The 24,403-nt window shown below is 58.7% G+C and carries 51 protein-coding genes; 20 read left to right on the top strand and 31 right to left on the bottom strand.

Annotation, left to right across the window (positions count from 1 at the left end; translation table 11 throughout):
- Positions 1-74 precede the first annotated feature (74 nt).
- The 7 genes from GM910_RS02515 to GM910_RS02545 form a co-directional block, all read right to left on the bottom strand.
- Positions 75-1,637, bottom strand: coding sequence for a terminase (locus tag GM910_RS02515; RefSeq protein WP_159585928.1), 1,563 nt, complete (start codon positions 1,635-1,637; stop codon positions 75-77).
- Positions 1,630-2,133: a DNA-packaging protein gene (locus GM910_RS02520; protein ID WP_159585929.1), complete on the bottom strand. Its 504-nt coding sequence runs from the start codon at positions 2,131-2,133 to the stop codon at positions 1,630-1,632. The genes GM910_RS02515 and GM910_RS02520 overlap by 8 nt, the downstream gene beginning before the upstream one ends.
- A 2-nt stretch (positions 2,134-2,135) precedes the next feature.
- The gene (locus GM910_RS02525; protein ID WP_159585930.1) at positions 2,136-2,423 is read right to left on the bottom strand and encodes a hypothetical protein; all 288 of its coding nucleotides are present in this window, start codon (positions 2,421-2,423) and stop codon (positions 2,136-2,138) included.
- A gap of 74 nt (positions 2,424-2,497) precedes the next feature.
- Positions 2,498-3,019, bottom strand: coding sequence for a hypothetical protein (locus GM910_RS02530; protein WP_246225828.1), 522 nt, complete (start codon positions 3,017-3,019; stop codon positions 2,498-2,500).
- 81 nt (positions 3,020-3,100) lie between these two features.
- Positions 3,101-3,616: a hypothetical protein gene (locus tag GM910_RS02535; RefSeq protein WP_159585931.1), complete on the bottom strand. Its 516-nt coding sequence runs from the start codon at positions 3,614-3,616 to the stop codon at positions 3,101-3,103.
- 8 nt (positions 3,617-3,624) lie between these two features.
- The gene (locus tag GM910_RS02540; RefSeq protein ID WP_159585932.1) at positions 3,625-3,969 is read right to left on the bottom strand and encodes a hypothetical protein; all 345 of its coding nucleotides are present in this window, start codon (positions 3,967-3,969) and stop codon (positions 3,625-3,627) included.
- A gap of 577 nt (positions 3,970-4,546) precedes the next feature.
- Complete coding sequence (locus GM910_RS02545; RefSeq protein ID WP_159585933.1) at positions 4,547-4,690, bottom strand: hypothetical protein; 144 nt, start codon at positions 4,688-4,690, stop codon at positions 4,547-4,549.
- Between the two features lie 96 nt (positions 4,691-4,786).
- Between GM910_RS02545 and GM910_RS02550 the strand changes: the two genes are divergently transcribed.
- The 4 genes from GM910_RS02550 (at position 4,787) to GM910_RS02565 (ending at position 6,120) form a co-directional block, all read left to right on the top strand.
- On the top strand, positions 4,787-5,095 hold the full coding sequence (locus GM910_RS02550) for a hypothetical protein (RefSeq protein ID WP_159585934.1): 309 nt from the start codon (positions 4,787-4,789) through the stop codon (positions 5,093-5,095).
- Between the two features lie 10 nt (positions 5,096-5,105).
- On the top strand, positions 5,106-5,426 hold the full coding sequence (locus GM910_RS02555) for a hypothetical protein (RefSeq protein WP_159585935.1): 321 nt from the start codon (positions 5,106-5,108) through the stop codon (positions 5,424-5,426).
- 74 nt (positions 5,427-5,500) lie between these two features.
- The gene (locus GM910_RS02560) at positions 5,501-5,908 is read left to right on the top strand and encodes a hypothetical protein (protein WP_159585936.1); all 408 of its coding nucleotides are present in this window, start codon (positions 5,501-5,503) and stop codon (positions 5,906-5,908) included.
- Positions 5,905-6,120: a helix-turn-helix domain-containing protein gene (locus GM910_RS02565; RefSeq protein WP_159585937.1), complete on the top strand. Its 216-nt coding sequence runs from the start codon at positions 5,905-5,907 to the stop codon at positions 6,118-6,120. Before GM910_RS02560 ends, GM910_RS02565 begins: the two co-directional genes overlap by 4 nt.
- A 196-nt stretch (positions 6,121-6,316) precedes the next feature.
- Here GM910_RS02565 and GM910_RS02570 read toward each other — a convergent pair whose 3' ends face one another.
- The 22 genes from GM910_RS02570 to GM910_RS02675 form a co-directional block, all read right to left on the bottom strand.
- Positions 6,317-6,994: a hypothetical protein gene (locus GM910_RS02570; RefSeq protein ID WP_159585938.1), complete on the bottom strand. Its 678-nt coding sequence runs from the start codon at positions 6,992-6,994 to the stop codon at positions 6,317-6,319.
- A 522-nt stretch (positions 6,995-7,516) separates the two neighbouring features.
- A complete protein-coding gene (locus tag GM910_RS02575; protein WP_159585939.1) occupies positions 7,517-7,810 on the bottom strand; it encodes a hypothetical protein in 294 nt (97 codons plus the stop codon).
- Complete coding sequence (locus tag GM910_RS02580) at positions 7,807-8,013, bottom strand: hypothetical protein (RefSeq protein ID WP_159585940.1); 207 nt, start codon at positions 8,011-8,013, stop codon at positions 7,807-7,809. Before GM910_RS02580 ends, GM910_RS02575 begins: the two co-directional genes overlap by 4 nt.
- Positions 8,010-8,612 (bottom strand): HNH endonuclease, encoded by a 603-nt coding sequence (locus GM910_RS02585; protein WP_159585941.1) that lies wholly within the window; start codon positions 8,610-8,612, stop codon positions 8,010-8,012. The genes GM910_RS02580 and GM910_RS02585 overlap by 4 nt, the downstream gene beginning before the upstream one ends.
- Before the next feature lie 106 nt (positions 8,613-8,718).
- On the bottom strand, positions 8,719-9,264 hold the full coding sequence (locus GM910_RS02590) for a helix-turn-helix domain-containing protein (RefSeq protein ID WP_159585942.1): 546 nt from the start codon (positions 9,262-9,264) through the stop codon (positions 8,719-8,721).
- A 2-nt stretch (positions 9,265-9,266) separates the two neighbouring features.
- Positions 9,267-9,680: a hypothetical protein gene (locus tag GM910_RS02595; RefSeq protein WP_159585943.1), complete on the bottom strand. Its 414-nt coding sequence runs from the start codon at positions 9,678-9,680 to the stop codon at positions 9,267-9,269.
- Positions 9,681-9,757: 77 nt separating this feature from the next.
- Positions 9,758-10,048, bottom strand: coding sequence for a hypothetical protein (locus GM910_RS02600; RefSeq protein WP_159585944.1), 291 nt, complete (start codon positions 10,046-10,048; stop codon positions 9,758-9,760).
- Positions 10,045-10,323: a hypothetical protein gene (locus tag GM910_RS02605; protein WP_159585945.1), complete on the bottom strand. Its 279-nt coding sequence runs from the start codon at positions 10,321-10,323 to the stop codon at positions 10,045-10,047. The genes GM910_RS02600 and GM910_RS02605 overlap by 4 nt, the downstream gene beginning before the upstream one ends.
- Positions 10,320-10,658: a DUF1064 domain-containing protein gene (locus GM910_RS02610; RefSeq protein WP_159585946.1), complete on the bottom strand. Its 339-nt coding sequence runs from the start codon at positions 10,656-10,658 to the stop codon at positions 10,320-10,322. Before GM910_RS02610 ends, GM910_RS02605 begins: the two co-directional genes overlap by 4 nt.
- Before the next feature lie 41 nt (positions 10,659-10,699).
- Positions 10,700-11,140, bottom strand: a complete 441-nt coding sequence (locus GM910_RS02615; RefSeq protein WP_159585947.1) for a hypothetical protein — start codon at positions 11,138-11,140, stop codon at positions 10,700-10,702.
- Positions 11,141-11,234: 94 nt separating this feature from the next.
- Positions 11,235-11,786 (bottom strand): hypothetical protein, encoded by a 552-nt coding sequence (locus GM910_RS02620; protein WP_159585948.1) that lies wholly within the window; start codon positions 11,784-11,786, stop codon positions 11,235-11,237.
- A complete protein-coding gene (locus GM910_RS02625) occupies positions 11,783-12,289 on the bottom strand; it encodes a MotA/TolQ/ExbB proton channel family protein (protein WP_159585949.1) in 507 nt (168 codons plus the stop codon). The genes GM910_RS02620 and GM910_RS02625 overlap by 4 nt, the downstream gene beginning before the upstream one ends.
- A gap of 184 nt (positions 12,290-12,473) precedes the next feature.
- A complete protein-coding gene (locus tag GM910_RS02630; protein WP_159585950.1) occupies positions 12,474-12,803 on the bottom strand; it encodes a hypothetical protein in 330 nt (109 codons plus the stop codon).
- A gap of 154 nt (positions 12,804-12,957) precedes the next feature.
- Complete coding sequence (locus GM910_RS02635) at positions 12,958-13,437, bottom strand: hypothetical protein (protein WP_159585951.1); 480 nt, start codon at positions 13,435-13,437, stop codon at positions 12,958-12,960.
- Entirely contained in the window at positions 13,437-13,652 is a 216-nt protein-coding gene (locus GM910_RS02640) for a hypothetical protein (protein WP_159585952.1), read from the bottom strand. The genes GM910_RS02635 and GM910_RS02640 overlap by 1 nt, the downstream gene beginning before the upstream one ends.
- A complete protein-coding gene (locus GM910_RS02645; protein ID WP_159585953.1) occupies positions 13,649-14,074 on the bottom strand; it encodes a hypothetical protein in 426 nt (141 codons plus the stop codon). Before GM910_RS02645 ends, GM910_RS02640 begins: the two co-directional genes overlap by 4 nt.
- Positions 14,075-14,077: 3 nt before the next feature.
- Positions 14,078-14,269 carry a hypothetical protein gene (locus tag GM910_RS02650; protein ID WP_159585954.1) on the bottom strand — a complete coding sequence of 64 codons (192 nt, stop codon included), beginning with the start codon at positions 14,267-14,269 and terminating at the stop codon, positions 14,078-14,080.
- Positions 14,270-14,337: 68 nt separating this feature from the next.
- A complete protein-coding gene (locus tag GM910_RS02655) occupies positions 14,338-14,877 on the bottom strand; it encodes an NUMOD4 domain-containing protein (RefSeq protein WP_159585955.1) in 540 nt (179 codons plus the stop codon).
- Positions 14,874-15,584, bottom strand: coding sequence for a GcrA family cell cycle regulator (locus tag GM910_RS02660; RefSeq protein ID WP_159585956.1), 711 nt, complete (start codon positions 15,582-15,584; stop codon positions 14,874-14,876). The genes GM910_RS02655 and GM910_RS02660 overlap by 4 nt, the downstream gene beginning before the upstream one ends.
- A 3-nt stretch (positions 15,585-15,587) precedes the next feature.
- The gene (locus tag GM910_RS02665; RefSeq protein WP_159585957.1) at positions 15,588-15,749 is read right to left on the bottom strand and encodes a hypothetical protein; all 162 of its coding nucleotides are present in this window, start codon (positions 15,747-15,749) and stop codon (positions 15,588-15,590) included.
- Positions 15,750-15,993: 244 nt separating this feature from the next.
- The gene (locus GM910_RS02670; RefSeq protein ID WP_159585958.1) at positions 15,994-16,143 is read right to left on the bottom strand and encodes a hypothetical protein; all 150 of its coding nucleotides are present in this window, start codon (positions 16,141-16,143) and stop codon (positions 15,994-15,996) included.
- The gene (locus GM910_RS02675; protein WP_159585959.1) at positions 16,140-16,379 is read right to left on the bottom strand and encodes a hypothetical protein; all 240 of its coding nucleotides are present in this window, start codon (positions 16,377-16,379) and stop codon (positions 16,140-16,142) included. The genes GM910_RS02670 and GM910_RS02675 overlap by 4 nt, the downstream gene beginning before the upstream one ends.
- A gap of 161 nt (positions 16,380-16,540) precedes the next feature.
- Between GM910_RS02675 and GM910_RS02680 the strand changes: the two genes are divergently transcribed.
- The gene (locus tag GM910_RS02680) at positions 16,541-16,807 is read left to right on the top strand and encodes a hypothetical protein (protein ID WP_159585960.1); all 267 of its coding nucleotides are present in this window, start codon (positions 16,541-16,543) and stop codon (positions 16,805-16,807) included.
- On the opposite strand, the gene GM910_RS02685 is transcribed toward GM910_RS02680, so the two are convergent.
- On the bottom strand, positions 16,804-17,028 hold the full coding sequence (locus GM910_RS02685; protein WP_159585961.1) for a carph-isopro domain-containing protein: 225 nt from the start codon (positions 17,026-17,028) through the stop codon (positions 16,804-16,806). The two genes, GM910_RS02680 and GM910_RS02685, sit on opposite strands and share 4 nt — an antisense overlap.
- A gap of 25 nt (positions 17,029-17,053) precedes the next feature.
- Here GM910_RS02685 and GM910_RS02690 point away from each other — a divergent pair, with 25 nt between their 5' ends.
- Positions 17,054-17,446, top strand: a complete 393-nt coding sequence (locus GM910_RS02690) for a helix-turn-helix domain-containing protein (RefSeq protein WP_159585962.1) — start codon at positions 17,054-17,056, stop codon at positions 17,444-17,446.
- A gap of 72 nt (positions 17,447-17,518) precedes the next feature.
- Here GM910_RS02690 and GM910_RS02695 read toward each other — a convergent pair whose 3' ends face one another.
- On the bottom strand, positions 17,519-17,833 hold the full coding sequence (locus tag GM910_RS02695) for a helix-turn-helix domain-containing protein (RefSeq protein ID WP_159585963.1): 315 nt from the start codon (positions 17,831-17,833) through the stop codon (positions 17,519-17,521).
- 123 nt (positions 17,834-17,956) lie between these two features.
- Between GM910_RS02695 and GM910_RS02700 the strand changes: the two genes are divergently transcribed.
- From GM910_RS02700 to GM910_RS02765, 14 genes are all read left to right on the top strand, one after another.
- Complete coding sequence (locus GM910_RS02700; protein WP_159585964.1) at positions 17,957-18,280, top strand: hypothetical protein; 324 nt, start codon at positions 17,957-17,959, stop codon at positions 18,278-18,280.
- Positions 18,280-18,588 carry a hypothetical protein gene (locus GM910_RS02705; RefSeq protein WP_159585965.1) on the top strand — a complete coding sequence of 103 codons (309 nt, stop codon included), beginning with the start codon at positions 18,280-18,282 and terminating at the stop codon, positions 18,586-18,588. Before GM910_RS02700 ends, GM910_RS02705 begins: the two co-directional genes overlap by 1 nt.
- Positions 18,585-18,818, top strand: coding sequence for a hypothetical protein (locus tag GM910_RS02710; protein WP_159585966.1), 234 nt, complete (start codon positions 18,585-18,587; stop codon positions 18,816-18,818). The genes GM910_RS02705 and GM910_RS02710 overlap by 4 nt, the downstream gene beginning before the upstream one ends.
- Before the next feature lie 231 nt (positions 18,819-19,049).
- Positions 19,050-19,304 (top strand): hypothetical protein, encoded by a 255-nt coding sequence (locus tag GM910_RS02715; protein WP_159585967.1) that lies wholly within the window; start codon positions 19,050-19,052, stop codon positions 19,302-19,304.
- Positions 19,305-19,676: 372 nt separating this feature from the next.
- On the top strand, positions 19,677-20,315 hold the full coding sequence (locus tag GM910_RS02720) for a trna delta -isopentenylpyrophosphate transferase (RefSeq protein WP_159585968.1): 639 nt from the start codon (positions 19,677-19,679) through the stop codon (positions 20,313-20,315).
- A gap of 2 nt (positions 20,316-20,317) precedes the next feature.
- Positions 20,318-20,872: an HNH endonuclease signature motif containing protein gene (locus GM910_RS27785; RefSeq protein ID WP_159585969.1), complete on the top strand. Its 555-nt coding sequence runs from the start codon at positions 20,318-20,320 to the stop codon at positions 20,870-20,872.
- Positions 20,869-21,141 (top strand): hypothetical protein, encoded by a 273-nt coding sequence (locus tag GM910_RS02730; protein WP_159585970.1) that lies wholly within the window; start codon positions 20,869-20,871, stop codon positions 21,139-21,141. Before GM910_RS27785 ends, GM910_RS02730 begins: the two co-directional genes overlap by 4 nt.
- A gap of 16 nt (positions 21,142-21,157) precedes the next feature.
- Entirely contained in the window at positions 21,158-21,496 is a 339-nt protein-coding gene (locus GM910_RS02735) for a hypothetical protein (RefSeq protein WP_159585971.1), read from the top strand.
- Positions 21,493-21,681 carry a hypothetical protein gene (locus GM910_RS02740; RefSeq protein ID WP_159585972.1) on the top strand — a complete coding sequence of 63 codons (189 nt, stop codon included), beginning with the start codon at positions 21,493-21,495 and terminating at the stop codon, positions 21,679-21,681. The genes GM910_RS02735 and GM910_RS02740 overlap by 4 nt, the downstream gene beginning before the upstream one ends.
- A gap of 77 nt (positions 21,682-21,758) precedes the next feature.
- Complete coding sequence (locus GM910_RS02745) at positions 21,759-21,974, top strand: hypothetical protein (protein ID WP_159585973.1); 216 nt, start codon at positions 21,759-21,761, stop codon at positions 21,972-21,974.
- Complete coding sequence (locus GM910_RS02750) at positions 21,974-22,378, top strand: HNH endonuclease (RefSeq protein ID WP_159585974.1); 405 nt, start codon at positions 21,974-21,976, stop codon at positions 22,376-22,378. The genes GM910_RS02745 and GM910_RS02750 overlap by 1 nt, the downstream gene beginning before the upstream one ends.
- The gene (locus GM910_RS02755) at positions 22,375-22,908 is read left to right on the top strand and encodes a hypothetical protein (protein ID WP_159585975.1); all 534 of its coding nucleotides are present in this window, start codon (positions 22,375-22,377) and stop codon (positions 22,906-22,908) included. Before GM910_RS02750 ends, GM910_RS02755 begins: the two co-directional genes overlap by 4 nt.
- Complete coding sequence (locus GM910_RS02760) at positions 22,898-23,839, top strand: hypothetical protein (protein ID WP_159585976.1); 942 nt, start codon at positions 22,898-22,900, stop codon at positions 23,837-23,839. The genes GM910_RS02755 and GM910_RS02760 overlap by 11 nt, the downstream gene beginning before the upstream one ends.
- On the top strand, positions 23,832-24,140 hold the full coding sequence (locus tag GM910_RS02765) for a hypothetical protein (protein WP_159585977.1): 309 nt from the start codon (positions 23,832-23,834) through the stop codon (positions 24,138-24,140). The genes GM910_RS02760 and GM910_RS02765 overlap by 8 nt, the downstream gene beginning before the upstream one ends.
- Positions 24,141-24,403 lie beyond the last annotated feature (263 nt).

The raw sequence follows: 24,403 nt of genomic DNA on the forward strand, positions 1-24,403 counted from the left end.
CTGGAATGTATATGACGCGGCAACCACGCCCGCAAAACCAGGACAGTCCGCAAAGCGTTGATCGTTTGATTCGCCTAGCGTCTCCGTTTTTTCATGTGCGCATACCCGACATTGACCTTCGGCCTGCCGGATGGATTGTTGTGAACACGGATACGGGCTGAGACGCTGCTTTCGCCCTCGCTCCACGCCATGACGACCGCGTCGCCTTTGTCGGTGGACCGACCGAGACGCTTGCGGATGTCTTCCTTTTTCTCGATCTGAATGCCCGCGCTGGTCAGTTTCCAGCACGGCGACGTGAGGTCTGCCAGCAACTCTTGATCAGTCGGGAGTGCGATGGGTTCCCCAAGGTTGGGCTCTAGAGCCTCCCTAAACTTCCACCAAAGCTCTGCCCGCTTGTTGAAAAAGGCCAGCTTGCCGTCGCGCGTTCGCTTCTTGGAGGCGTTCGCAACGTTGATGCCGCGCACGTCGATACCGGAAACGTTGTTCTTCAGATGTGAAAACGTCCCGGACCCAACCCCGATGACATCAACCGCGACCGGGCACTTGTCCCGCATGAGCGTGATTGCCTTGGCCGCCGTGTCAATTGGGTCTTTCGTTTCCCTACCGGGCACCGTCACCAGTTCATCGAACCAGTGCCCATGCCTGCGGGCGAATACAGAGTTGTCCTCTCCACCAAGGGCCGGGTCTATGGCGAGACAAGACATACCCATTCCCTCGGGTGCCTTCTCCTGCCACCGCGCCATGGCGGCGCGAACCCATTCCGTGGGGATGACTTGGTAGTCATCGTCCTTGAACGCGGTCTGGAAGCCACCCATGAGCAGGGAGCGATACGGCTCGGGGAGAGCGTCAAGCTGCCTTTCGTAGTCCGTGGCGGCGTAATACGGGTTGTCCTTCACCGACGCCGGGATATAGGTCCGTGACGTTGGCCGGATGATCTTGCCGTTGACCTCCCGCACATCGTCAGGGCCATCGACCCATTCGTCCTTGCCGTCCTCGTTCGAGACCACCCACCGCAGTTCACCCGGCCTGGCGGGGTCTGGATAGCGCGGGTCCAGCCAGGGAGCGAACATCTGGTTCACCCACAGCCCCTCAGCGGTCAGCGGCGGGTTGGTCGCCAGCACAGTGCGGCAACGCTGGCCCGGTATTTCGGTACGCACCCAGCCCATCAGGAACCGGATCTGCGATTCCGCGAAGTGGGTAGCCTCATCTATGCCGAGGAAGTCACGGCCCTGGCCCATCGTGCCCTGCTCATCACCGACACGGTGAGCGGCGCGGAAATTGATGACCTGGTCTTCTGATATTCTGAGGCGAGGAGGAGGCGAACCGTTGAAGCCGTTGCGGCCGCCATTGATGGTCAGCGCGTCCTCGATAATCCTTTCCAGATCGCCGTATTCCCGGCGCATGATGAGCGAGCGCTTGTGCTCGTTGAACGCCAGTCCGAGAATGAGCTGACTCTTTCCCCCGCCAGGTTCGCCGCCATACAACAGGCAGTCGGCCTCACTGAAATAGGCGTCGGTCTGTGGCCCGTCGTTGGGCACCCACCACATCTTGGACGTGCCGGCGAACGCCTCCTTGGTCAGGTCTGCCCTTTCCTTCTCGCCAAGCGTGCCGAGGCGAGCCAGGATATCGTCAAGCATCCTGACGCGTGGCCTTGTTCAGCAGGAAGGCGACACGACGGGCAACCTCAAGGTCTGAGGTATCCTTGGTCTCGATTGGACCACCATCCTTGCCGGTGTGCTCCTGCTTTTCCGCAAGGCCCAGATCGCGGGCGATGATGTTGGCATTGAGCAGGTCAGCAGCAGCACCAGAGAACTTCTGATCGCGGATGATTTCTTCGGCTCGCGTAACGACCGGCAAATAATCTTCTCTTCCTCGATATTCGTCCCATGTGCGCCGGCTGATATCGAGGAAGATGCACAAGCCGCCAATCGTCATGGCTCGCATCTTGCAGACTGGCTCGTGCGTGGTGACGCCCTGGTAGGAGACGAGCTTGTCTTCCCACAGCGGGTTCTCTTCAACCCACTCGAAATACTCGACGCAGGCTGTCCACAAGTCCTCGGGCGCAGCAAAGATTGGATTGCGCCCGTGGGAGCTACGGGCTTTCCAGAACTGGTTTCCTTTAGGAGCGGCCATCTTTACCACAAGTCGCCGGCATCGACGACAACCGTGCGGACGCCCGCCTTCTTATAGTGAGCATGGAGTTCGTACATCTTCTTATCGAATTCCGCCGTGAATTCCGCCGCAGCGTACCGCCGTCTGCGCTCCATGATGCCGCGAAGCACAAATAGGCGCTCGGGGAGATCGTTCGCCCACAAGCCGGAGCGATGTGCCCTTTCAATGAGCCGAGCGCCCTCCTGTGAGGCTTGCTGATAAGAGAACCCGTCGTATTGATGTGTGTCGCACTCGCGTGTCTCGATGGTCATTGATTTTTGCCTCTCAATGAAAAGCCCGGCCCCATCGAATGATAGAGCCGGGCTTTGTTACAGTGTTACACTAATTAGGTAACGGTTGCAGAGAACGGCGTTGCTTCCGTCCCGGTTGCCGAACCGGTCACGCGCACGTGCCAGAGATCGGCTGCGATATCGACCAGCTCGACCATATCGCCCTTAACGCCGCCGGTCGTGGTGCCGTTGAAGGTGATTGTGTCGCTATCGGCGGCGGTCTCAAAGCCCGACACACTGTTGTCGGTGTCGTTGGCGATCAGTGCGACACCAGTCACGGTATCGTTGCCAACGACCTTGATCGTGGTCGTATTAGACGTAACCGTCGTGCCGACGATGAATTTGTATGCCACCCCCGAGCCCGAGGCCGCAGGAAGCGTCACGGCGATGCCTGCGGCGCGATTGAGCGTGACAACGCGGCTGTCGTGGCCATCTGCCGTAACAGTGAGCGTGGCTGCCGTGGCGTCAACGACACGCGTGGTGGGGATAATGGTCTGATTCGCACCGTGCTTGACAAGGAGCGAGCCGTCCTGCGCAAGCCCGAGACGCTTGCCGTGAATCGAGGTTAGAATGTCCATGTGTGGATCTCCGATTGCTTGTTGCTGTTGCTGGGGAGGGTTTGCCCGGATGAAGCGACGGGCGCGCTATCGGTTGCGGCTCTATCCTGCCGCCCATATCTCAAGTTCAGCGTTGCGTGTGCTTACCAGTGTAGCGGGGAGTATGCGTATCCAGACGTGATCCCACAGCGTTGTGGTGTCGTTGCTGTTGATCGTCTTGACCTCGCGCACAGAGGTATCCGTGAAGGTTATGCTGCCTAGCAACGTGCCCTCTGAACTGAGGGTTGGCGCGACGCCCTGCTTTGCCCGCAATTCAATTGTTGCGTCGCCATTGTCGTTGACGAGGAAGCCCTGGTTGTTTGCGCCGTAGCAGACGATATGGTCTATGGCCGCCGGGACGGCGAGCGTCTTACCCACGAAGGCGTCAAGCGTGGCGGTTTTAGCCGACGACGACGCCCCGCTCTGATCATCAATGCCGTCGAATGAGGCAGCTAAGCCGCCCACCTCCGTCATGTCACCAATGGCTGTGCCCGACGTGCGATCGATCAAGACGGGCGCTACCTCAGCGGCGCGGTAAAACGGCCCGAACGCATGGTCCGGCCAGAACGCAGACATCATGCAAAGCATCACACATACGCGATGTTGAGCCCAACAACATCGGCGGCGGTCAGGGCACCCGTGTCAGCATCCGCAACGCCGGTGGTCAGGGCGAAGGCAAGACCCGTCTTGAAATAAACCGGCACCGGGAAGTCGAGCGCGAAAGCCGTCGACGCTGGCAGCGGTATTGTCATGAACGGCGTATCGGTGCCGACAGTCGGGGCCGATGCCTTGTCGTAGAGCTTCAGGTACCGGAGCGCGGCAGCGGCATTGTAGCCGATTATCGAATACATCTCTGCCGGCGCTGCCTTGGCCGATGTCGCATTCGTGCTTGCCGCAGCCGATACCAGGCGCGTAACTGCTGTAATGGTCATGCTGGCAGTCCTTTCGCCGGCCTAACCGGCTATTGCTTGGCACGCCAAAATGGCGCATCGTACACTATGAGCCAACGCCACGAAGAGCGTTGACGGAATTCCCCATAGCGAATTTTCGGCGGCCACCATTCTATTTGTCTACTATGGCCCTCGTTAAGCGCGCTACCAATCACCAGCCTGCCATAATAACAATAGCAATAGATGTGGCGGGTACCGAGACGAATGTTTAGGATCGCCCTAGCAAATGTAATTCGCCACGGAAGTTGTATAGCTACCATATTCAGAGTCCCTAACGCTCGCGGAGCGCGATACTGGGCAGTCCTTTCGGAGATTGCCGGGGATGGGTCAGGAATGCTGACGGAACTTCACGAAGCCAATGGGTGCCATCTCCTCGACGGCGTAAAGCTCATTGCCTCGCGCATCGAGAAGGCCCGTTGGGATCGGCTTGGGATCTAGCTCGTAGACAGTGCGGGCGAGGAAGTCTGTGCCGTTCGCGTCCCAATCGTCTCTGTTAGCGCGGGGCTTGGTGCAGTAGCGGCGCATTATAGAACGTCACCCCATCCGTCGTTCTTGCGCATCACGCGCCTTCACACTCATCAGCCGGCACCCACTTGTCGCAGATCCGCACCAGCGCCGTTCCATCGGGCTGTACGGTCTGGGCGGTTACTGTGCCGATGGTGATGAAAGTTCCATCGTGGTGCTGGAGGAGCATGCCAAGCATGGTGGGTTCCCTTTCTTCGAAAAAAAATTGCGATGCCCTATTGTAATCCGTAGTCCGATAGACTACATTGAGATTATCAGCAAGGGAGATAGACAGATGACCAACACGGCCTGCGAAGTTTTCGAAATCACTGACAGCCGGGGCGATAAGTTTCTCAAAGCCTACAGCCCGGCACAGTACGACAAGGCGCTGATCGGCCGCATGAAGAACCTGCGCGGCGCATACTGCCGCAAGGACGAGCGCGGCTTTGTCTGGGCCATCGCAGCCGACCACGCCTGTGCCGACGAATTTCGGGCCGCATTCGACGCCGCCGCCCAGCGCATCAGTGCCTCGGCCGGCTCTTCGATCAACGGCAAGAACCTCGCCCATCACATGTACAACCCCAATGGCGCGCTGTACGGCTAAGGAGGATATTATGGTTACTATCATTCAAGCCGACGAAACCGAAACTGGCCCAAGGCTGCGCAAGACGCTTGTCGATAAGCACGGGGTCGAATGCGTCCTGGAGCGAACGGCTATTGGCGGCATCGTGACCGGAGACTACACCAAGCCCAAGATCGATCTCTATTCTTACGTGCGCCCATCCAACGGCGAGAGAATGTGGTTTGTCGAGGCGGAGCTTTTCTTTCCGCCCGACGTCCAAATGTGGCGATCCTATTCGCTCGATGAATCCCCGAGCGACGAACAGATCATAGAAATCGTTGCATCCGACCTACAGGCCGGGTCTCACCTATGAGGCAGCTTCCATAATTGTCGCCTCTCACGAGGGGCGTGGATCGAAACCGGTCAATCCGACGCAAAGAGGACACCATGGCAGCTTATTCCAAAGCCCGGCAAGCCGATGAAGCCTTCTTCGAGGACTGGTCCGAATGGGCCAGCCTTGATGACCTCCCGGAACTGCCGCGCATCAATGGGCAGCGCATGCGCCGCCACCGTGTTCCCCTCGGGTCGCAGCACCATCGCTATTACTGCCGGCTCTCTCTCGGCATGGCGGGCGCACCACATTTCGAGTTATCACTACCCCCTGCTGCGACCATCCTTTCGATTGTCGAAGCTATTCCCGGTGCGCGAATGCATCCGCGCGCGACGGGAGAATCCCGCGATGCCGCATGGAGTGGATTGGCGAGCACGCGATATATCCCGGCCGAGAATTGGTACCATCTTCGCGCCGCCCTCCCGGCTATCAAACAAGCCGTCTGCGCATGGGTGCGCCGATGACCCTCACCGACAAAAAAACACGCGCCCAGCGCTTCCGAGAAATCAGGGAGCGCCTTGGCATTTCGCAAGAGGCCTATGCCGATGCCCTTGGTGTCCCTGGCGGTAGGCAGCGCATCTATAAGCTCGAAGTGGGCCGCGCCGATATCCCCGAGCCGGTCTTTCGCCTTGCGCTCATGATGGGACAGCACGGACTGCCAAACCAGATCCACTAGGTCATGCCTTTAGACCAATGCAGCGGAGTGAATTGCCCGCGCTACCCACTCGCTAAGAGCTAGGATTGCTTCTGTGGTGGTCGATGGGTGGCGGGCAAATGAAAAGGCCGCGCGACTGACTGTCGGCGGCCCGTCGGAAGACAAACTTCCTGTTGTGAATATCTGCGCAGGAAAATACATTGGTGCGAAGCCCCAGTCAAGCCCTTGCGAAGTGGCGAGACAGTGCGTTCCCCAATTCTCTCAGGGCGCCGATCATGTACGCGTGTTCCTCCTCTCTCAGCACACAGTAATCGAGCGCGGCCCATAGGTTGTGCGACCGTTCCGCGTTCTGCATCTGCTGGATTGCCTCGGATGCATCCTTGTGAGCAGTGATGACAGACGTGCGCCATTCGGCTGTTGCGTCGTCGTCGCCCTCATTGGCCGATAGGCGCGGCTCGTAATAAGCGCCCGGCGCTCCAATAGCCTTGAGATAGTCGTTATGCAGCTCGCGGTATTGCAGGAGAGCGAAATACTGCCGTGTCGAGATGCTTTGAGAGGGTTGCGACGGCTCCATACCCCTGCCGCGCTTCTCCCATTCCTGATAGAGCTTCTTCCACGCCATGTAGGCCATGTGAAGCCGGCCAAGATATGTCGCTGCATGCTGATCCTTGGCGCGTTCAACGCTGATTTTATGCATTCTGGCCCTGGCTTCCAATGCGAGTTTCGATGGCGGGTCTTTGGCGCGTGAGATTTGCCCGGATTCCGTGCGATATACGTCTTCCTTCTTGGGCCTGCCCCGGCGCTTCTGGCTCTTGGTTTTCGCCTTACCCATGAAGAGCCCACCGCCTTCCGGATACAATGCCGCATATCGTAGAGTATGAAACTCCGTACTCATCAGCGAGTTTCTTCTGTTGTCCGCGCCGACCCGTATAGCGCCTTCGAATCGTCGCCACCTGTTCGTCTGTAAGTTTTGCCAATGGGTGCCTTTCGCACTTGAGCCGCGTGCCGTGTGCTTCTTTATCGGCCTCGTTCTCGGCCTTAGTAGCCCATCGCACATGATTGGGCGCGACACATCCCATCCTTCCGCGACCGCAGTTGTGCGCCGCTTCATGTTGTGTGGGGGGTAGCCCATACAGACTCTCACATATGTATCGAGAGACTTGCATGTTCCTACCGTTAACCCTGATTTTCGCGTATCCTTTATTATCATGATGAAATGGCCATACTAGGCACTCCTCTCCCTGGTAGGACAGGTGTTCCTCGATCCATTTCAGCGTGTCGCCACGATCTGGGTAATCTATCTCTGTAACGAGCGGATCGCCGTGCTTAAGCCATCGCTGGTAGTGCTTCGAGCACCACTCTCTTTTGCAAGCCGTCCTCGCGCACCCATCAATCCGACAAGGAAAGTTTTTCGCCTTCATTCCGTCTCCTCGCTGAGAGCGGCGTCAATCATGGCGCGGTATGCGTCATAGTCGCTGCGAGCATCGCCGGTTTCACCGACATCTTGCGTGCCGTTATTCTTCTGACGCCAGAAGGCCGCGATCATCTCAACTTCCGGCTCGCGCATGGCCTCTATGGCTGCGCGGGCGCAAGAAACGTAAAACTCCCAATTGCGCTTGTCCTCGCGCGGTACGTCAAAATCGTATTTGTCTGGGTAGTGGCCGTCGTCACTGCAAATTGCCCGCGCCACGCGCTCAATCATGTTCATCATTCCGTCTCCCGCTTCACGATCTTGCCGCAGCGCACGCAAACGTCATGCACGTATGTTTTGGGCTTCATGATCTCGAAAAACTCCAGGGTAGCGCGTTCAAAAGACTTGAAGCGCGATAGGTCTGGCGGCCCGAGATCATAGCGGGCCTCAAATCTGCACCCGCCAATCCACTTCCCCAATCTCTCGCACCTGTCGGTCATCATTCCGTCTCCTGCGCCATGCGCTCGATGTGCTTGCGGATGCCGTAAGGCTCCCGTTCCGTGCCCGTATAGCCAAGGACACGCTCTGCCGCTTTCCGTGCGATTTGCGCCTCATGTAGCGTTTTGAACGATCCGAGATAAACGTGGCGAGGGCCATTCCAGATGCGCGCCACCCAACGGCCGTCTCCTGGCTTGGAATTGTATTGCGGTTTCCAATTGACGCCATGAACGCCAGATGTGTTGTTGATGCGTCTACTACTGTTGCGCTGGTTTCCGCTCTTCGTGACTTTGCGGAGATTGGAGAGGCGATTGTCGTCGCGATTGCCGTTGATGTGGTCAATCTCGTATTGAGGATATTCGGCCCACTCCCCATGGATCATAAGCCAAATCACCCGGTGGGCAGAGTGGTAGGTGCCATCGATCAAGACCTTGATATAGCCATCTTGGTTGGGGCAACCGGCTGGCTTGCCTATGCGCTTAAGGTGGTCGCTGTAGCGCGGTGGCGAGAACTCCTCGCGCGGACGTTCCTTGAACGTCAGGACTCCAGTCTCTGGATCGTAATTGAAATATTCACGCGCACGTGCTTGTGTCGGCTTAGCCATTTCGGGCGTCCCTATCGCTCGTCTGGTCAGGGCTGGTTTCGGTGCTCGCAACACCAAATCAGCCCGTCTTTTATAGACTATTTCACCAATTTCGGCAAACACTTAGCTACCTCACCGCGCGAAGAAATCGGCCCATGGCGGCACGTTTTTTCGGATAAGCATTCTTCCCTGACAGGCAGGTAGTATGATCACGGCCGCCGATGAGTCTGCCAATCTCCGGAAGCGAGCGTTTGGTGAGCCGGCAGGTCCAGTACATGACGGCTTGGCGCGCCAACACGGTTCTCTTATCCCTCCGATTTGCCAGTAACTCCGCCCGGTTCATGCCGAATACGCGGCAGATGCGGCGCTCGATGGATTGGTACGAGTGCCATTTGGCAGAGACATGCACCTTGGGCTTGCCGGCGACGATCCATTCCAGCTCGCGTATCTTCGCAGCCATGACATCAATCTCACGGCGCAGGGCGATGACGACTTGGCTCTCAGGCACAATAACGGGCTCTGGGGCCGGAGGTGGTGGTGGTTCACGGTGCCGACGCGCCGCAGCCCTCATGCGCTCCTGAGCCGCTTTGTATTGCGCGTGGAGCTGTGCCTGGGTGCGGGTTGGATTTGTCGTGTATTGAGCGTCGTTTGTCGTGCATTGCGGTTCGCTCATGGCTATTCCTCCTTCGGCATGGACTGGAGGCTGGCGCGCGCCAAAATCTCCGCTGCCTTCCTGGCTCGTTCTTTCTGGTGCGCCTGCCCCTCCGGGGTGGAGAGCCATTGCTGATGGCGCTTCCATTCCTCTGCCTCGTCCAATTGGCTTTGGATGGCCTTCTGTTTCATCTGGCGGGAGGCTTCGATTTCGACGTGCTTGCGGGCCGCGAAGGCGATTTCCTCGGCAGCGGGGAGTTTGCCCCGTGCGCGGCGTTCGACGCGGCCCTGAATGAAATCCGTTACGGCCTGCTCGATGGCCCACGCAGGGATGCCCTGAACGGCAAGGACATATGCTCGCACTTTCGCATCGATCAGCTCTTGCGCATGGCTGGCGCTCTTGTCTGACCAAGGCTCTGGATAAGCAGCGAAGAGCATGGCTAGCGGCTGGCGCGCCTCGTCTATCGATAGAGGCGAGAGCGGTAGCTTGCTCTGGGTCTGGGTGGCTGGGAGTGTCAATGGTGCCTCGCGTATAGGGCATCGACAAGGGCGTGACCGGTGGAGGGGGGGGCACCTGGGCGCGGGCGATCACGCGGCCATGAGGCGTTGAAACCTTGCCAGCACTTCTCAATCATAATTTCAGCGGCCTCGTTTGGGTCTCCCCACTCGGAAAACCGCTTGGCAAGAAGCTTCGCGGCAAAGGGGGTGAGCTTGGCCTTCTTTGTCACACGCCGATATTCCTCGACGGCACGGGCGTGTTCTTCATCGAGACCGCCAGCCATGAGATTTTCGAGGATTTTCTTCATTTCGCGCTCTCCTCGTTGAGAGCGGCGTCTAAGATCGCATTGAAGATCGCCCGGCTGTCTCCATTCTCGGAATACGCTTCCTCGCCAGCTATTCGGATGGGTTCAGGGCAATCGGTGCCGTCCTCGTTAAAGCGCATTGCCTCTATGGCGGCGCGGGCGTACCCACGATAGCGATCCTTGATGCTCTCACCCATTTCGGACCAGTCGCCAAGATCATCGTCAGTCCCGATAGGGAACAGTGCTTCTGCAACGCGCTCAATAATGCTCTGTGTCATGCCTTCACAATCTCCACATCCAGCCCGAGAAGCGATTTCATGAGTTTGCGCTTGATCTTGAATTCCTTCGTCTCGAAGCCCTTCACGTCGATCACCCGGAAGCGATTTTCGATGTTGTCCCAGAAGGCTGCATCGGCGCGATAGGTGGTGATGAGCATTCCGTCCGGGCCTATCAGCGCGAATGGCCTCTGAAACTCGATGGCGCTCACCTCTCCCGCTTTCTCGCGGAGCAGGAGCGTCTCGCAATACGCGGCTTCCGCCTTGCTGTCGTAGGTGCGGCCGTCCACCGTCACCTTGCGGGCGTTGAACTTGTTGCGCTTGGGCTTCTTGGCCATGGCGCGATATTCTTTGGCTGAGATGGGGCTCATGGCGCGGATCATTCTCCAACCCTCATAGATGGGCGCTCGATGCGCTTCGGCGCGTCCGCCTCGATGGGCGGCTCGTGAAACGTCATCTCGCCACCGTCGCCGTCCATGGTAATCTGCACGCCATTGCCGCTCTCTATGGCGCCCTGCAATTGCTCTGCGGCTTGTGCGCTGTAGGGGAGACGGTGATAACGAGGGGGCTCACCGTCCAAGAGGACATAGATCGCCTCGTCAACGTCGATCCTGGCGCCAAGCACCTCGTACTCGCCGGGCGGAAGGCCACCATCGGCGGGCTTGCCGAGCATCGAGGTCAGGGCAAGCCACACCGCAGCCAACGCTAACGGCAATGCGGCTACCGCGATGTAGCGGCTGGCCGTAGGACGGCGCGCCCAAATTGTGAGCCATGCGAAGGCGGCGAGGATGGTGGTCAAGGCTAGCCAGGCGGTGGTCATTCGTCCCAATCCTCTCTGCCAAACACGATAATGTCGTAGGCAATCCCGCCGACAGCGAGCGCGAGGATGGCAATAGACATGACGATGATGATGGTCATCTTCTGCTCCTCAGTGGACGAAAGACGTGATCGACGCTGCCGGGAATGACATCTCCGTCTCCGTCGAGCTTGAACCGCACGACGGTCTTTTCCTGCGCGGCGCGAAGCACCACCGTCTCTTGAAAAAGCAATGCCTGCCGTCTGCCAAATTCGCCCTTACGGACCTCGACGGCGACCGTCACCGGCGAATTGGGAAGGCGGAAACCATGCAGGTTGATGATGTATTCTCCAGCAGGCAGGCCGCGACTGTAGGCGTGCTCCATGTTGAGCGGCATGGGGTCCGACGACGTGCCGAGGTCATCTCGAAGGAGGTTCCACAGACTGCCGCCGCGATTGCTATAGCCAACGGGTTTTGCCTGCCCCGGCCCGATGAGCCACAGGTCAACATCGTCGCTACCTTCGGGCCAGACGATGGTCACAGACATGTTGCCCGGCGGGGTTGCCGTGTCTGCCTCTGTCGGCGGGTTGATGAGCAAGAGCATCGCCAGCAGAGCCAGGAACAAGAAGTCGGTGAAGATGACCGGAAGGGCGAAGGTGCGCCGCGTCAACGTACGTCCTCCACAAATCCGGCCGTCGCCGTATCCAGCATTTGCGCGTTGACGCTCGTCCAAAGAGACAGGAAGCCCCCGAGGATTGTAGTGCCAATCGCCGTGCGCAGTCCCTCAAGCACAACGGTTGTCTCGTCGCCTTCAAGGCCGCCGATAGCAATTGAAAACCCAACAACAGTGCCGAGGATACCAAGCACCTGTAGCCATCCGGCGATGGCGCCAATGTGAGCGTTCTTGTCGGCAGACTTCGCCGCCTTCCGGCGCTTGGCTGCATCGGCTCGGCGGTCGGCTTTATGGCGATTGATGGCCTCGCTCACCTTTGCGGCGCGGACGAAGGTCGAGACGAGACCGGTCACGAAAAGCGCGACAATAGCATACGAAAGGCGCGATACATCGGCAGCAAAGATCGGCGTAATAAAGCCATTGGCGTGCGCCCATATTGCTAGGACGCAACCGGCGACGGTGACGATGGCAAGCCGCATGAGGAGGAGATGCGAGAGCATCAGCTCGCCTCCACGCAAGTTACCGTCCAAGAACCCTCAATTGCTCCCCTTGCGAAATTCTCTTCGATTACGCTTGTTGCGTGTATCGCATCCGCAAGGCATGCTTCATGCGTCTCGTATGGAAGCTTCTGGTACAGGGGAAAGCCACCAGATAGTGTGATGATGACGATCAACATCCAAGTCATTAAATCATATCCCCCGACAGCGGCAGCTTCTCTTGCGACCAATACACGCCGGAGGCCATTATGCAGGCTCTGCCATCGGCGGTTACGGAGACGAGGGTCCACGTCCGGCCGTCCGGTGATGCGAAGACGTGCACAATGGTTGTCTCATTGACGAGCCCGATACTTGTCGGCTGCTCGTGATATTTCTCCGCCAGACTGTCGGACAGCTTATCGAACGGCATGCAGGCCTGGCGCTGCTGTGAATGAGCCGGCCAAGCCGCTACAAGCGCGCCGGCAACCGCCGTGGTGGCGATGATGGAAGTGGCTACGGTCTTGAGATTACGTATCATCATCGTTCTCCTTGAGTCAGATGGGGATATCCCGAGCGTCACAGAACCGTGCCGACCGCTACGCCAATCGAAAAGACGACTAGAACAGCGGCGATGGCGGCTATGACGCCGGTGAGATTGAGAGCGAGTTTTTCTGATGGGGTTGGGGTGTACATTAGTCGTCTTCCCCCGGGAGGCGTTCGAGGATGTGCAGGCGCTTCTTGGTCAACCCGCAGAACTTCCATCCGTCCTGATAGAAGCAATGACCCCAAGTGGGCCGGCCGGCACGGATTGTCGGCTCGACCCCAAGGGGATCGACGTATGTGTAAAGACGTTCACCGGGCCAGCGCTGCCACGCCAGGCGCCGGGCCTCGGCAAGCAATTCGCTCGCCACGTCGCCGCTCTCGCGCCTAAACACCACACAATTCACGCCGTCTTGGCCATCGCCGCTGATGAACTTGCGCCAAACGCAGATAGCGCCCGCATCGGCGGTCATCAGAACCGTCTTTTCGCCCGGTCCAACGAACAGTTTGGGCTTTCTGCCGTCCTTGTAGAAATAGCGGCTGTAATGGTTGTCGAAGATTGCGCGCACAGTGTCGTTACCGTCGCGGACCTCGACCCATCCTTCGCCTATCAAGAACGGCTGAATGTTCATCAGAACGATACGGGCTCCGAGGGCGCCTTCCACGTAATGGCCACCCAGCCACGGCGCGGATAATGGGTGACGCCGCTGGCGTCTAGGATGCGGTGGCTGTCGCCGTCCTCGTCGCGCTTCCACCAGAGGCGCACGGGACCATCGATGCGATACACATCGCCATCGCCATAGTGATATTCGCGGTATTCCTCGGTGGTGATTTCTGCCTCGTTCATCTCATCTCCTTCTCAGCCGCTCGATCAGAAGCAGCAACCTCTGCAACGCCCGCCGAAGCAGGCTTTTGAAGAACCGCATGTCGTGTTGCCTTTAGTTCAAGCCGCTCGGCTCGATCTGCGTCGGCGGCAGCTTCGTTTCTCGCGCACATCTCATCGTGCGCGAGCTGGAGCCGGCGATAGACCTCGCCAGCCACATCTCTCATCTCGGCAAAGCGGTATTGAAGACGGAATAGTTTGTTCTCCTTCACGCCAAGCCGCTCGGAAAGCCGGTAACGGGCTGCCCCGTCCGTGTCTTTCCGGCCCCTGAACTCAGCATCCAGAAGCCCTTCGTACCAACTCTTCGCTTCAATAAGCGCTGTCGTGCTCATCTCATCCTCGGAAACACTTTTTACAAACTTGGAAACGACTTTGCCTCGCTTCATCACTCACTCCATGGCTACAGTAATGACCATGGAAGAGAGCAATTGGAGACAGATGGAAACTTTCGAGCAGGCGGCGAGCAGATTGCTTGCAGGCTTGGATGCACGCCGCAAATCGGTTCCCGGCGCCGTAAGGCCGGGCAGAATTTCGGAATTGAATGCGCAGTGCCGCCGCTCTGCGCTGCCGGGGATGGCCATGCGCAGTTCCTCGTTGAGATGGCCATCCCCACTCAGCTGCCGCCGCAACGGATATGCCAATGACAATTTCAGTCATGACACACGTATTCCCCGTTGATCATCTTGCACACTGTTTTTGTAGACATGCGAAAGGCTCTCGCGAGTTGTTCAATCGAGAGGTCTCCGGAGGAATAGAGAGAGCGAACTCTATTCACATGCCATCTGGGATGGGATCGATGGCACCTTTTCTTCCTCCCGCTAGCCAAGAAATGACCAACGTTTTCCAGAGGGGTATTCCATTCAAGATTATCAACTCTTGGATTTTGCCTATCAAAGTCCTTGTGGTTGACTTGAGGCTTCCCTTCTGGATTTGGAATGAAAGTCTCAGCCACAAGTCTATGAACGAGGAAATTATTCTCTTGCCCATTCTTGTAAATCTTGACGGAAAGATATCTATCGCGCCGCGAGGTTTTGGCTTTTTTCAAGCAACCAGATACGTGACTCCAGATGCGGCCGTGCGTCGACACGCTATAAAGCCCTTCAAATCCGGATATGTCTTTCCACACTTCTCCGGGATTCGCCGGTATAGCGGGCCTATCGAACTGGCTTTGACGGACGATGCCGCTCATGCCGCCTGCTCCTCGCAGTGGAACGAACCGCTGGAGCACGCCGCGTGGTATCGGCAATACGGAGAGCCGGGGGCGCGCTCATGAGCGCAGAAACCGAAATCAGCCTCCCTGGGATCGCCGTAGGGCCACTTGCATTCGTTGGGCTCCAGATCGAGCAGGGAGACCATGCGGGGCGGTGGGGCATCGTCCGGTATGGGGAGATCGCGCCATGCGGGGCGGTTGGGTTTCCGGACACGAAAATCAAGCGCCGTGGTCCCGTAATCGCGACGACCCTCTATATCCTGAAGATTTGCCAACCTTGCGCCGGGCTTGCCGACGCGCGGACGATATCCGCCAACATCCCCGCGCGGGATGATGTGGCCATTTGCCTTGGCAACGGTGTGGACATAGCTGTGGTTGGTGCGAACGTGTTTTGCTATCTCCGATGCCGTAGCCTTGGGATTGGCTTCGATGAAGGAAATGATGGCTTCGGCCTGCGCGCCCTTGCGTTTCTTGGTGGTGATGGTGCCAGGGCCGCTAGGGAGGGCGAATCCGACAAGCTTGTTGGCGTGGCGGTGGTACATGCCGATTATGCTGTTCCGGGATGCTCCGGGAATCTCCTGGGCAATCTTGCGCGCGCTCATGCCGTGTTCGTGCACCGCCTTGATCGCGTCGATCTTTCCGGGCGTGTCGAGGTCCTTCCAATGAAGGAAGACGTGGATGTTCATCCTCTACACCTCCTTTTCCGGTGTGCGGATGGGGGGGTGCGGCTTGCCCAGCTTGACGCGGAAATACGGATCGCCCTTTCGCGGGGTGTGCATTGTCAATCCGCGCTCCATGAGGAAGCGGCAGAGCTTGGCAAATTGGAAATCGTAGTGGGGTTGCCGTGTCATGCTCGCCACCAATTGTCATGGGTGACGGTCCAGGGTGAGTAGAGATAATGGTGGACCGGCGCGGGTGCGGGGTCCGCGAGGGGCAAACCCGCGCCGGTCTCATTCGCGACGACAGGACTGGCAACGCCGCGAATTGAAGAAAGGGCGTCAGGAGGCGTGGAGGGGTTCGCCTCCTGACGCAGGGTCGCCTCGGCTTGGGAGGAGTAGACGAGGCGATGGGGATTGGTGGGGAATGGGAGGATGGTCATGAGACGTCTCCCTCGTGGGGAGCGGTGGGAAATTGGATGACAACGCCGATGCAGGGAACGGGGAGGATGTAGAGCTTGCGCTTACCGCCATCCCAGAACGCGCCAATCCAAAGGTCGTACCAAGCGAAAATGGGTCTAATGGTCATGAGGACTGCTCCTCGACTGGAGACTTGGGGAGGGGTTGCCAGTGGGTGTACGGGGCTTCCGGATACTGATGCATGGCACGGGGCCAATGCTCGCTAAAGAGGTCTATATGCACGTGCGGGTCGGTCGCGTTCTTATTGTTCGCGCGCTTCTTGCCGGGGCTGTAGAACAGGCATTCCGTCCCATCCTTCGGCGCGGTTTCTATGCTGCGCCAGCCGTTTGCGTCGGGGATGCTCATGCATTCGCTCCTTCTTTAGGAGCGGGGCCGTTAACGGTTTCGAAACCAAGAGCCCGGAAGGCAACGGACGTGTAGGAGATGCCTCTTGCTACAACCGATATATCTGCGTGAAACTCTCCGTGAAGGGCACAAGAATAAGAACCCAAGGGGGCCTCATCTCCATGCGCGCCATCGAAATGCTTTCCGAGCCGGTCAATGTGCCGGATACCTATGTCTCCGGTCTCTCGCACGTCGAAGACATGGGGGACGGGATGTACAGGCTGACATTCTACGCCACGCGGGAATCCATCTACGGCGGCATGGAACACACCATCGAGGTCAGGCTTGTCGCCACCCTCCCGGCCATACTGGCGGGGATGAAGACCTGCATGACGGCGGTGGGCTACCGATGCTGTGGGGCGGAGGACCTGCGGGCGCTGTCTCATTAGGCTGCGGCCTCCCTTTTCGATGCCGCCAGCGCCGCCAAGTCATCAACGCTAATCAGGTGCCCATGGCGACGGGCGGCGGACACGATGTCGTTCCACCACTCGGCCGGGATGCTGTTGCGTTGCTTCCATTTGCGGGCGGCGGGGAGGCTCGCGCCTATCTCTTGCGCCATCGCATCCGGGGAGGGCCAAAGGCCGATTACATCTTGGAATGACGTGTACATGCATCCCTTATAGGACCAATTGTCCTTGGATGCAAGCGCATATCGTCCTTGGACACGATTTTTCGAATTGGGCAAACTGTCCTTAGCTGAATTTTCGAAGAACGAACCCGCTATGGCTCCGAGATCCAAACAGCCCTCGAGGGCGCCGCAAGCTGCCTATGATGTGAGGTTCATAGAGCGCACCAAGCTGGCGCGCGTGCGGTCCGGCCTTACTCAGGCCGAAATCGCCAAACTTCTCGACATGGAGCAGGATCGCTATAAGCAATACGAAACCCGCAGCAAATTACCCCATCAGTTTGTCGAGCGCTTTTGCCTGGCGTGCCGCATCTCAATCGGCTGGCTCGTGACGGGCAAAGAACGTCTTCCGGCCCTCAGTGATATAGATAACCTCTCTCAGAGCCCTATACCGAAAGAATAACCTTTTGTAATTGTGCCTTTTAAATTTATGTGACACCCATGTCACTTTCCCAAGGTGACACCCATGTCACTTTCAGAGCCACGGATAGAGCAGTTCATATCGATTGACGGCCTTCTGTCGGCCGCGCTGTCCGTCACGGCGAACGAATAGAAGCTCCTCTCCCTCTAGGGTGGCTACGGCCCTAATCACTGTTCGAGAAGAAACGCCCGTTTTCAGGGCAATCGTGCTCACCTGATACCAGGTGTCCCGCGTGTTCTCGTTGATCCGCCGCGCAATCCAGCACCCGATAAGGCGTATCGTCGGGTGCAGGTCGTCCCGCTCCAGCACGTAATCCACCCACTCATTTCTGTTCCGGTGAAAACCGGCTTCGCCGCTGTCCTTATTCATGCGGCAACACTTAGGACATTTCGTCCTTGACAGCAAGGACAAACGGTCCTACATTCACTCCCATACCCACCCACCCCACCCGGAAACGGGGAAGCACACGGTGAGAGACGGAAGGAACCCGAGATGAACGCACTGGCCCGCACCTTTTCCGACCTAGCCGAGGCATTGGCCTCGCAGAAGCAACGCTTCTTTGTCGTGAAGCAGCGTTTCGGCAATAGCGCCCTGTCCGGCAAGCCGACGCATACCGCCGATGTCTTCGACCGGGAGACCGGCAAGACGTGGCGATGCCACGGCCACCAGTTGCAGTTCGTGCTTTCGGGCGAGGAAGAGCCCGACGAGGACTGGCTGACGCTGATCGATGAGCCGGAGGACGTTCCCGACGGGTTCGACCGGGAGGCTTCCAGAGCCGATTTCCAGAACGACGAGCGCCTTGAGGGAGTTCGGTGATGAGCAGCGAGAAGTATACGCCGGGAGAATGGGAAGCCAAGGGCAGGTACGTCTTTTCGGGCAATAACTGCATCGGCATTTGCGACACGGACAACGACACCGAAACGCGGATGAAAGCAAATGCCCGCCTCATGGCTGCGGCTCCCGACATGCTGGATGCGCTGAAGGAAGCCGAAGATCATCTTTTGTGGGCAAAGGCCACACTCGATGATGCCGGTCGCCGGTCAGTCGGGGAAGCGATGGACAGGTGCGTTACTGAAATCCGCGCCGCCATCGCCAAGGCAGAAGGCCGAGGGGAAGAATCATGAGCGACTCCAAACGCTGGGACCGCATCATCGCGTCCGACTACCGGCATTCCGCCATGGAATACCGTGAGTTTGAAGACGAGGTAATCGCGCGGATGACGCCGGAAGAGGCATTCGCAGAGTTCTGCGAGTGGCACGGCCTAATCGGATGGGCTCGCACGCTGATGGCGGTCCACGATTCCGCGAGGGCACATTTGCCGATTGCCCCCCCCTCCAGTGAAGGAGTTCGGTGATGAGCGGATGCATGACGTGCTCTCTTGCCCGCTGGCGCACCACGAAGACGGGGAGGCTTCATCCGTCTGGTGATGGTCGGTGCACGTGGGAGATGCCCGAAACCCCACTCCCATCCGCTTGGTATTTTGTCGGCGGAATGAGCCGGCCATGTGGTGGGTATATCGACCGCCACCAGCCGTATCAGGATTGCCCGCAATATGTCGCCTCCCCCTCCAGTGAAGGATGAGATGATGAGCCGCAACCCCCTAGAGGTCGATGAAGCCGCGAACATCGCCGTGAGCAAGATGCTGCGCCAGATGTATCACATTCCGACGCTCCGCATTCTGGAACTGATAGACGCCGGCTTAAGCCTTGAAGAGGCAGAACGGGCATGCGCTCCCGAGCCCACACCCATCCCCGGTGCCATCCTTACACCCGAGGCAGAGCGCGCCGGCATAAATCTACAGCGCAAGCGTATCCGCGAAATGCTCGGAGAGAAATCATGAGCGAAGCACAGCAAGCCATGAACGGCAAGCACATCAGGTGTGCCAGATGCGATGGGGCCGGATATCTCACGGTTTGGTCGTTTGGCGTCAAGGAGCCGGATGAGTGCCCTGATTGCGGCGGTTCCGGCAAGAGCTGGCGATACGATAGCGGCGCTATCGCCCGCTACTACAGCGGCCCTCTGATTGGGAGGGATGCGTCATGATCCCGACCGACACGCTGGAGCGCCCAGAGGCGCCCACGAAACGCCCGCCAGGTTTAGACGAGTACGAGGCACGCTGCGCAATCCGCAACCTGATTGAACTGTACGGGGCAGAGAGGGCGGCGTGGATGCTGTCTTGGATGTTGGAAGACGAGCGAGAGAGGGCGAAGCGATGACCAAGAATATTGACCCCAGGTTGATCGAAATCCTCACCGAATATGGGGAGAGCCCGAATGACGCGTTGTGGGATTGCCACGGCACATGGGTAGCATATCACAAGGCAATCGAGCGTATCGCAGCTAAGGCCGGCGTCGTCTTCGACATGCCGCAGATCATCGAGGCGAACAGCGCCGGCAAGACAGTTGCTATCGCCGTCTCTGGAAAGATGGGCGACCGCCAAGAGTGGTCATTCGGGGAAGCGGCTCCGAGCAACAACAAGAATGCGTACCCCTACGCAATGGCGGAGAAGAGGGCCAAGGACCGCGTTGTTCTGAAGCTCGTCGGTCTGCACGGCCTCGTCTATTCCGAGGAAGAGAGTGACGACTTCAAGCCCGGAGGCGCTCCCCAAGAGCCCCCCCACAAGTCATCCGCCGCTCTTAAGCGCGAAGGTGCATGGCCTGCCGTCATGGAGCAATTCCACGCCGATATCCAGGACGTGAAAACCCTCATGGCCCTTGAGGCGATGAAAGCATCCTACCGCGCACAGGCGAAGAAGGACGGGTGGACGACGGCGTGGCTGTCTTCTTTGGCCAATGAATTCGATACCTTCGAAGAAAAGCTAATCGAACAAATGGAAAAAGAGGACGCATAGCTATGGCATTCGATGCCAAAAAGCTCGACTCTCTGCGAGAGAGACTGCGGAGAAAATCCAAGGTCTTGTCGTCCGGGTGCATCGAATGGACCGGATATCGTGGGCCTACGGGCTACGGCGCTGTCGGTTTTGGCGGAAAGGTTCTGCGCGCCCATAGGGCCGCGTTCATTCTTGCGAATGGCAGTATCCCTGCGGGGATAAGCGTCTGCCACACGTGTGACAACCGATCTTGCATCAATCCAGACCATCTATTCCTTGGCACCCACTCCGAGAACATGGCGGATATGGCCCGAAAGGGCAGGGCGAATTGCGTAGATGCGGTCGCCGCGTCTGTGAAGGCCGGAAGACGGCGCGGATCGTCACACCATGCTACGCGCGTCAATCGCGAAACGGTCATGGCTATGCGGGCAGATCGGCACGCCGGGATGACCTATTCGGAAATTGTGAGGAAGTACGGGGTTCCTCTGGGAACCGTTACGGACATTTGCCTTGGAACAACTTGGTCACACGTTCCGGGCGCGGTGGAAAAGAAGTGGACCAGAAGGAAAGCACTATGAGCTACGAACGGAAAGATATGACGTTTTCGCTGTTCCCCAACAAAGACAGGAAAACAGACAAACACCCCGACATGTCGGGAACCGCCCTAGTCGATGGCGTCCAGTATTTTGCTGACGCATGGACGAACGTGGACCGAAACGGAAACAAATATATCTCCGGGAAGCTCAAGCCCAAAGAACAGCGCGCCGCTGAAATCCGCCGCTCCTACGGCGAGCAGCAGAGCGGATACGACCCCGACCCCGACGACGCAGACGATCTGCCATTCTGACGGAGGCTAGAGAGACATGCGCTTCACCATTCGAGACGAGACGGTTCACGCGGCGTTCGACATGCTGGAAAGCCATGCGCAGCCAGCAGCCGCTGCAAGGGCCATGCGTGAGCGCCGGGAAGACGAGCGCCGGGCCGCGAAGGCCCGCGCCTTCCTAGAAGCCGCCGGCAGCGTTGCCGAGCGGGAATCCAAGGCGGTCCTGTCGGAAGAATACCAACTTGCCTGCGAGCGCTTCTATGCCGCCGTCGAGACCGACGAGGAATATCGCAATCAGCGGTCAAAATGCGAGGCCGTGATAGAGGCATGGCGCACGGTGCAGAGCAACTACCGCGCTATGGGCAAGGTGGCAGCATGACAAAGTTCTTGCATATTAAGCAACATCTGCGTCGCTCTCCCCGCGACCCCTACGCCGATATCCGCGAAGCAAAGACACGTCAGCTACGCGAAGAGGTTGATGCCCATCTCACGCGGGTATGCGTCTTTGCGCTGGAGGAGGTGTTTAGCGAGGGTGAACTGACCGTGCTGCGGGAGACGTGGTGATGCTACCCATGATGCCCCCTCCAATGCCAGAGCCGCCCCGGTGTATGTTCGACAGCGATGCCGAATATGAGAAGGCCATGAAGCGGTACAGGGCCGAGAGGCGCGCGCGCGACGAAAGGATGAAGAACCAGGATGCGATGCTTATCCTGATGGCCATCATCTATATCGGGTCCGCAATCGGTATGTTTTCCCTCACCCTCCACATGCTTTTGGGCATCAAGGGCATTCTGTACGGCCTTAGCGTCGTGGGTCTCTTGTGGGTTGCCTATGTGCAGATACGGAAGCGGCTCTGATGGCACGCAGGGAGTTCACCAAGGCAACACGCCGTGCCGCCCTAGAGCGCTCACAGGGCCGCTGTGAGGCGATTGGCGCGTGGTATGGCCTAGAACCCGGGAAGCGCTGCAACGCGCCCCTGTCGGCCGGCGTGGAGTTCGACCATATAGACCTCGACGCCAACTCGAAGGACAACAGCCTGTCGAATTGCGCGGCGACATGCATTCCCTGCCACAGGCACAAATCCGCCAAGCATGACACGCCGAAAGCCGCGAAGACGCTTCGGCAGCAGGACAAGGCGCGTGGCGTTTCCAAGCCTGCTGGCAATCTCAAGAGCCGACCATCTTTCCCCAAGCCATCGAAACCAGAGCGACAGGGCAAACAGCCGTTGCCGCCACGCAAACTATTTGAGGCCATATCATGACCACCGATAAACCAATGGACGTTGAGGCGCTGTGCAAGCGTCTAGAGGCAACTGGCGGCTACGGCCAAAGCGGCCCTCTGAAGCGCGAAGCTGCCATTGCCCTGCGCTCGTTATCCGCCGACCTTGAGAAAGCCCGCGAATTTGGGGGATGGATGAAGAAGCGCGAGCGGGACATCACTGCTGGAACGACAGAAACGATTGAGGCTCTTTTCGCAGAGCGCGATGTGCTGAAGGCCCGCTCTGACCAATTGCAAACCCTCATCCTCAAAGCCGACGATGAACGCGGTCTTGGCCCGGTTCTCATGGAGGCGGTTGATAAGATCGCAGCCGCCGAAGCCGAATGCGTCCGCCTCACCGCCAGACTAGAGGCTGCGGAGAGGGTTGTCGCACCATTGGCAGAAGCGGCAGACAGTTATGATCCACCCGAAGATGGTGACGACGATTGGGTGGCGTGGGCGCACGACTTCACGCAGGGCCATCTTCGCGCCGCACGCGAATGGATGAAGGAGGCAAAGCGCCATGACGATTGACACAGACGCGCTCGCGCAAGAAATCAGACGCGTTGACGGCAGCAATTCGCTTGGTGCCGGTGCTCTGGCAGAAGCATTGATGCCCTTCCTCTCCGCAGCCCTCGCCCATGCCCCGAAGGGTGATGTGGTGGGGGTGAGGGCGTTGGAGTGGATATTCCATCAAGGCGCTCAGGGTATTTCCTACGATGCATGGATAGCTAAAAGCCCTTTCGGTGAAGTTGCTGTAGTCCGTTACGGTGACGCTTCTTACGGGTGGTCATGGCCGTTCAATAAAGGCAACAAGCCGACAGAAGAAGCAGCCAAAGCCGACGCCAAAGCCGATTTCGAGGCGCGCATCCTTTCCGCCCTCGTTCAGAGCGAGGGTCATTCCTCCCCAGCCCCGGCGCAGGAAGCGGGGGCGGTCTGCATGGACTGTGGGCTCCCCTACGGTGACGCCAAGTTCCCGGACCTTGTTGTCCCGCATGACATATGGCGGCAGATCGCGCCGGATGATGGCCTGCTCTGCCCCAACTGCCTATGCGGTCGCGCGGCAAAACTAGGCATTGAATGCACGGCAACGTTTCGCTCTGGGCCGTTTGCCGCGTGGCGCGACAAGCCGGCGCAGGAAGCGGGGGCGGATCCGGAGTGGGGTGATCTAGTCCAGCGTCTCGAAACCATCGTTGCCGATCTCGGCGGCGAGCGGGAAATCCCGCGCCAGCATGACGACTATCCCATTGAATGGACCTTGGGAGACTGCCGGAAACTTCTCGCCCTCATCCGCTCTGCCGCTCCCCTTATGGTGCCGGAGGGTAATGCGGTGGCGTGGCGCGATGAATCCATGGCGCTACACTGGATCGACCGCTATGCGTCCGGGATCGATGCCGAGCCCCAAATGGACCGCATTCTCTCGTGTGTCACCCCCTCCACAGAACCGGAGGGCGACCATGGCTGACCTGCGCGACCTCATATCTCGTATCGCAGCGCGGGATACGATATCAGATATTGTGCACGCACAGCGTCATACGAGCCGCATCTACGGCTCGGACGACATAGCAGACAACATACTCGAAGCCCTAGCAGCCGCAGGCTACCGCCTTGTTGCTCCCGGCGATCCTGATCCAGTGAAGATTGCGGGGACGGCCCTTCGCAGGATTGCAATGGACCATCTGAGCGCCGCCGAACAGTCCGATGTGGCTCACAAGGCGCTCTGCGAGATGGGCCGCGCCCTGAAGCAGGAAGGGGGCGGGGAATGAGGCTGACGGAAGCGCAGAGGCTTGCGTGGGGCGCGGCAGAAAACGCCGCTAGGAAGGATGACATAGCGGCGGTCAAGGGAGGGTTGATTCCACTTGAGGAGGCTCAGAAGAGAGCCCGGTACCGGTCCCGCAAGTCCGGCATGACGCCATCGCAGGCGCACCGGGCATTGATTGACGCCCAAATTGCCGGGCGCCGCTCCCTCTCTGAACAAGGGGAGGAGAGATAGGTGACGAGACGCGCAGCTCGCATCACCCAAGACGAG

The sequence above is a fragment of the Chelativorans xinjiangensis genome (genome assembly GCF_009812055.1).
In the GTDB taxonomy this organism is placed as follows: domain Bacteria; phylum Pseudomonadota; class Alphaproteobacteria; order Rhizobiales; family Rhizobiaceae; genus Chelativorans; species Chelativorans xinjiangense.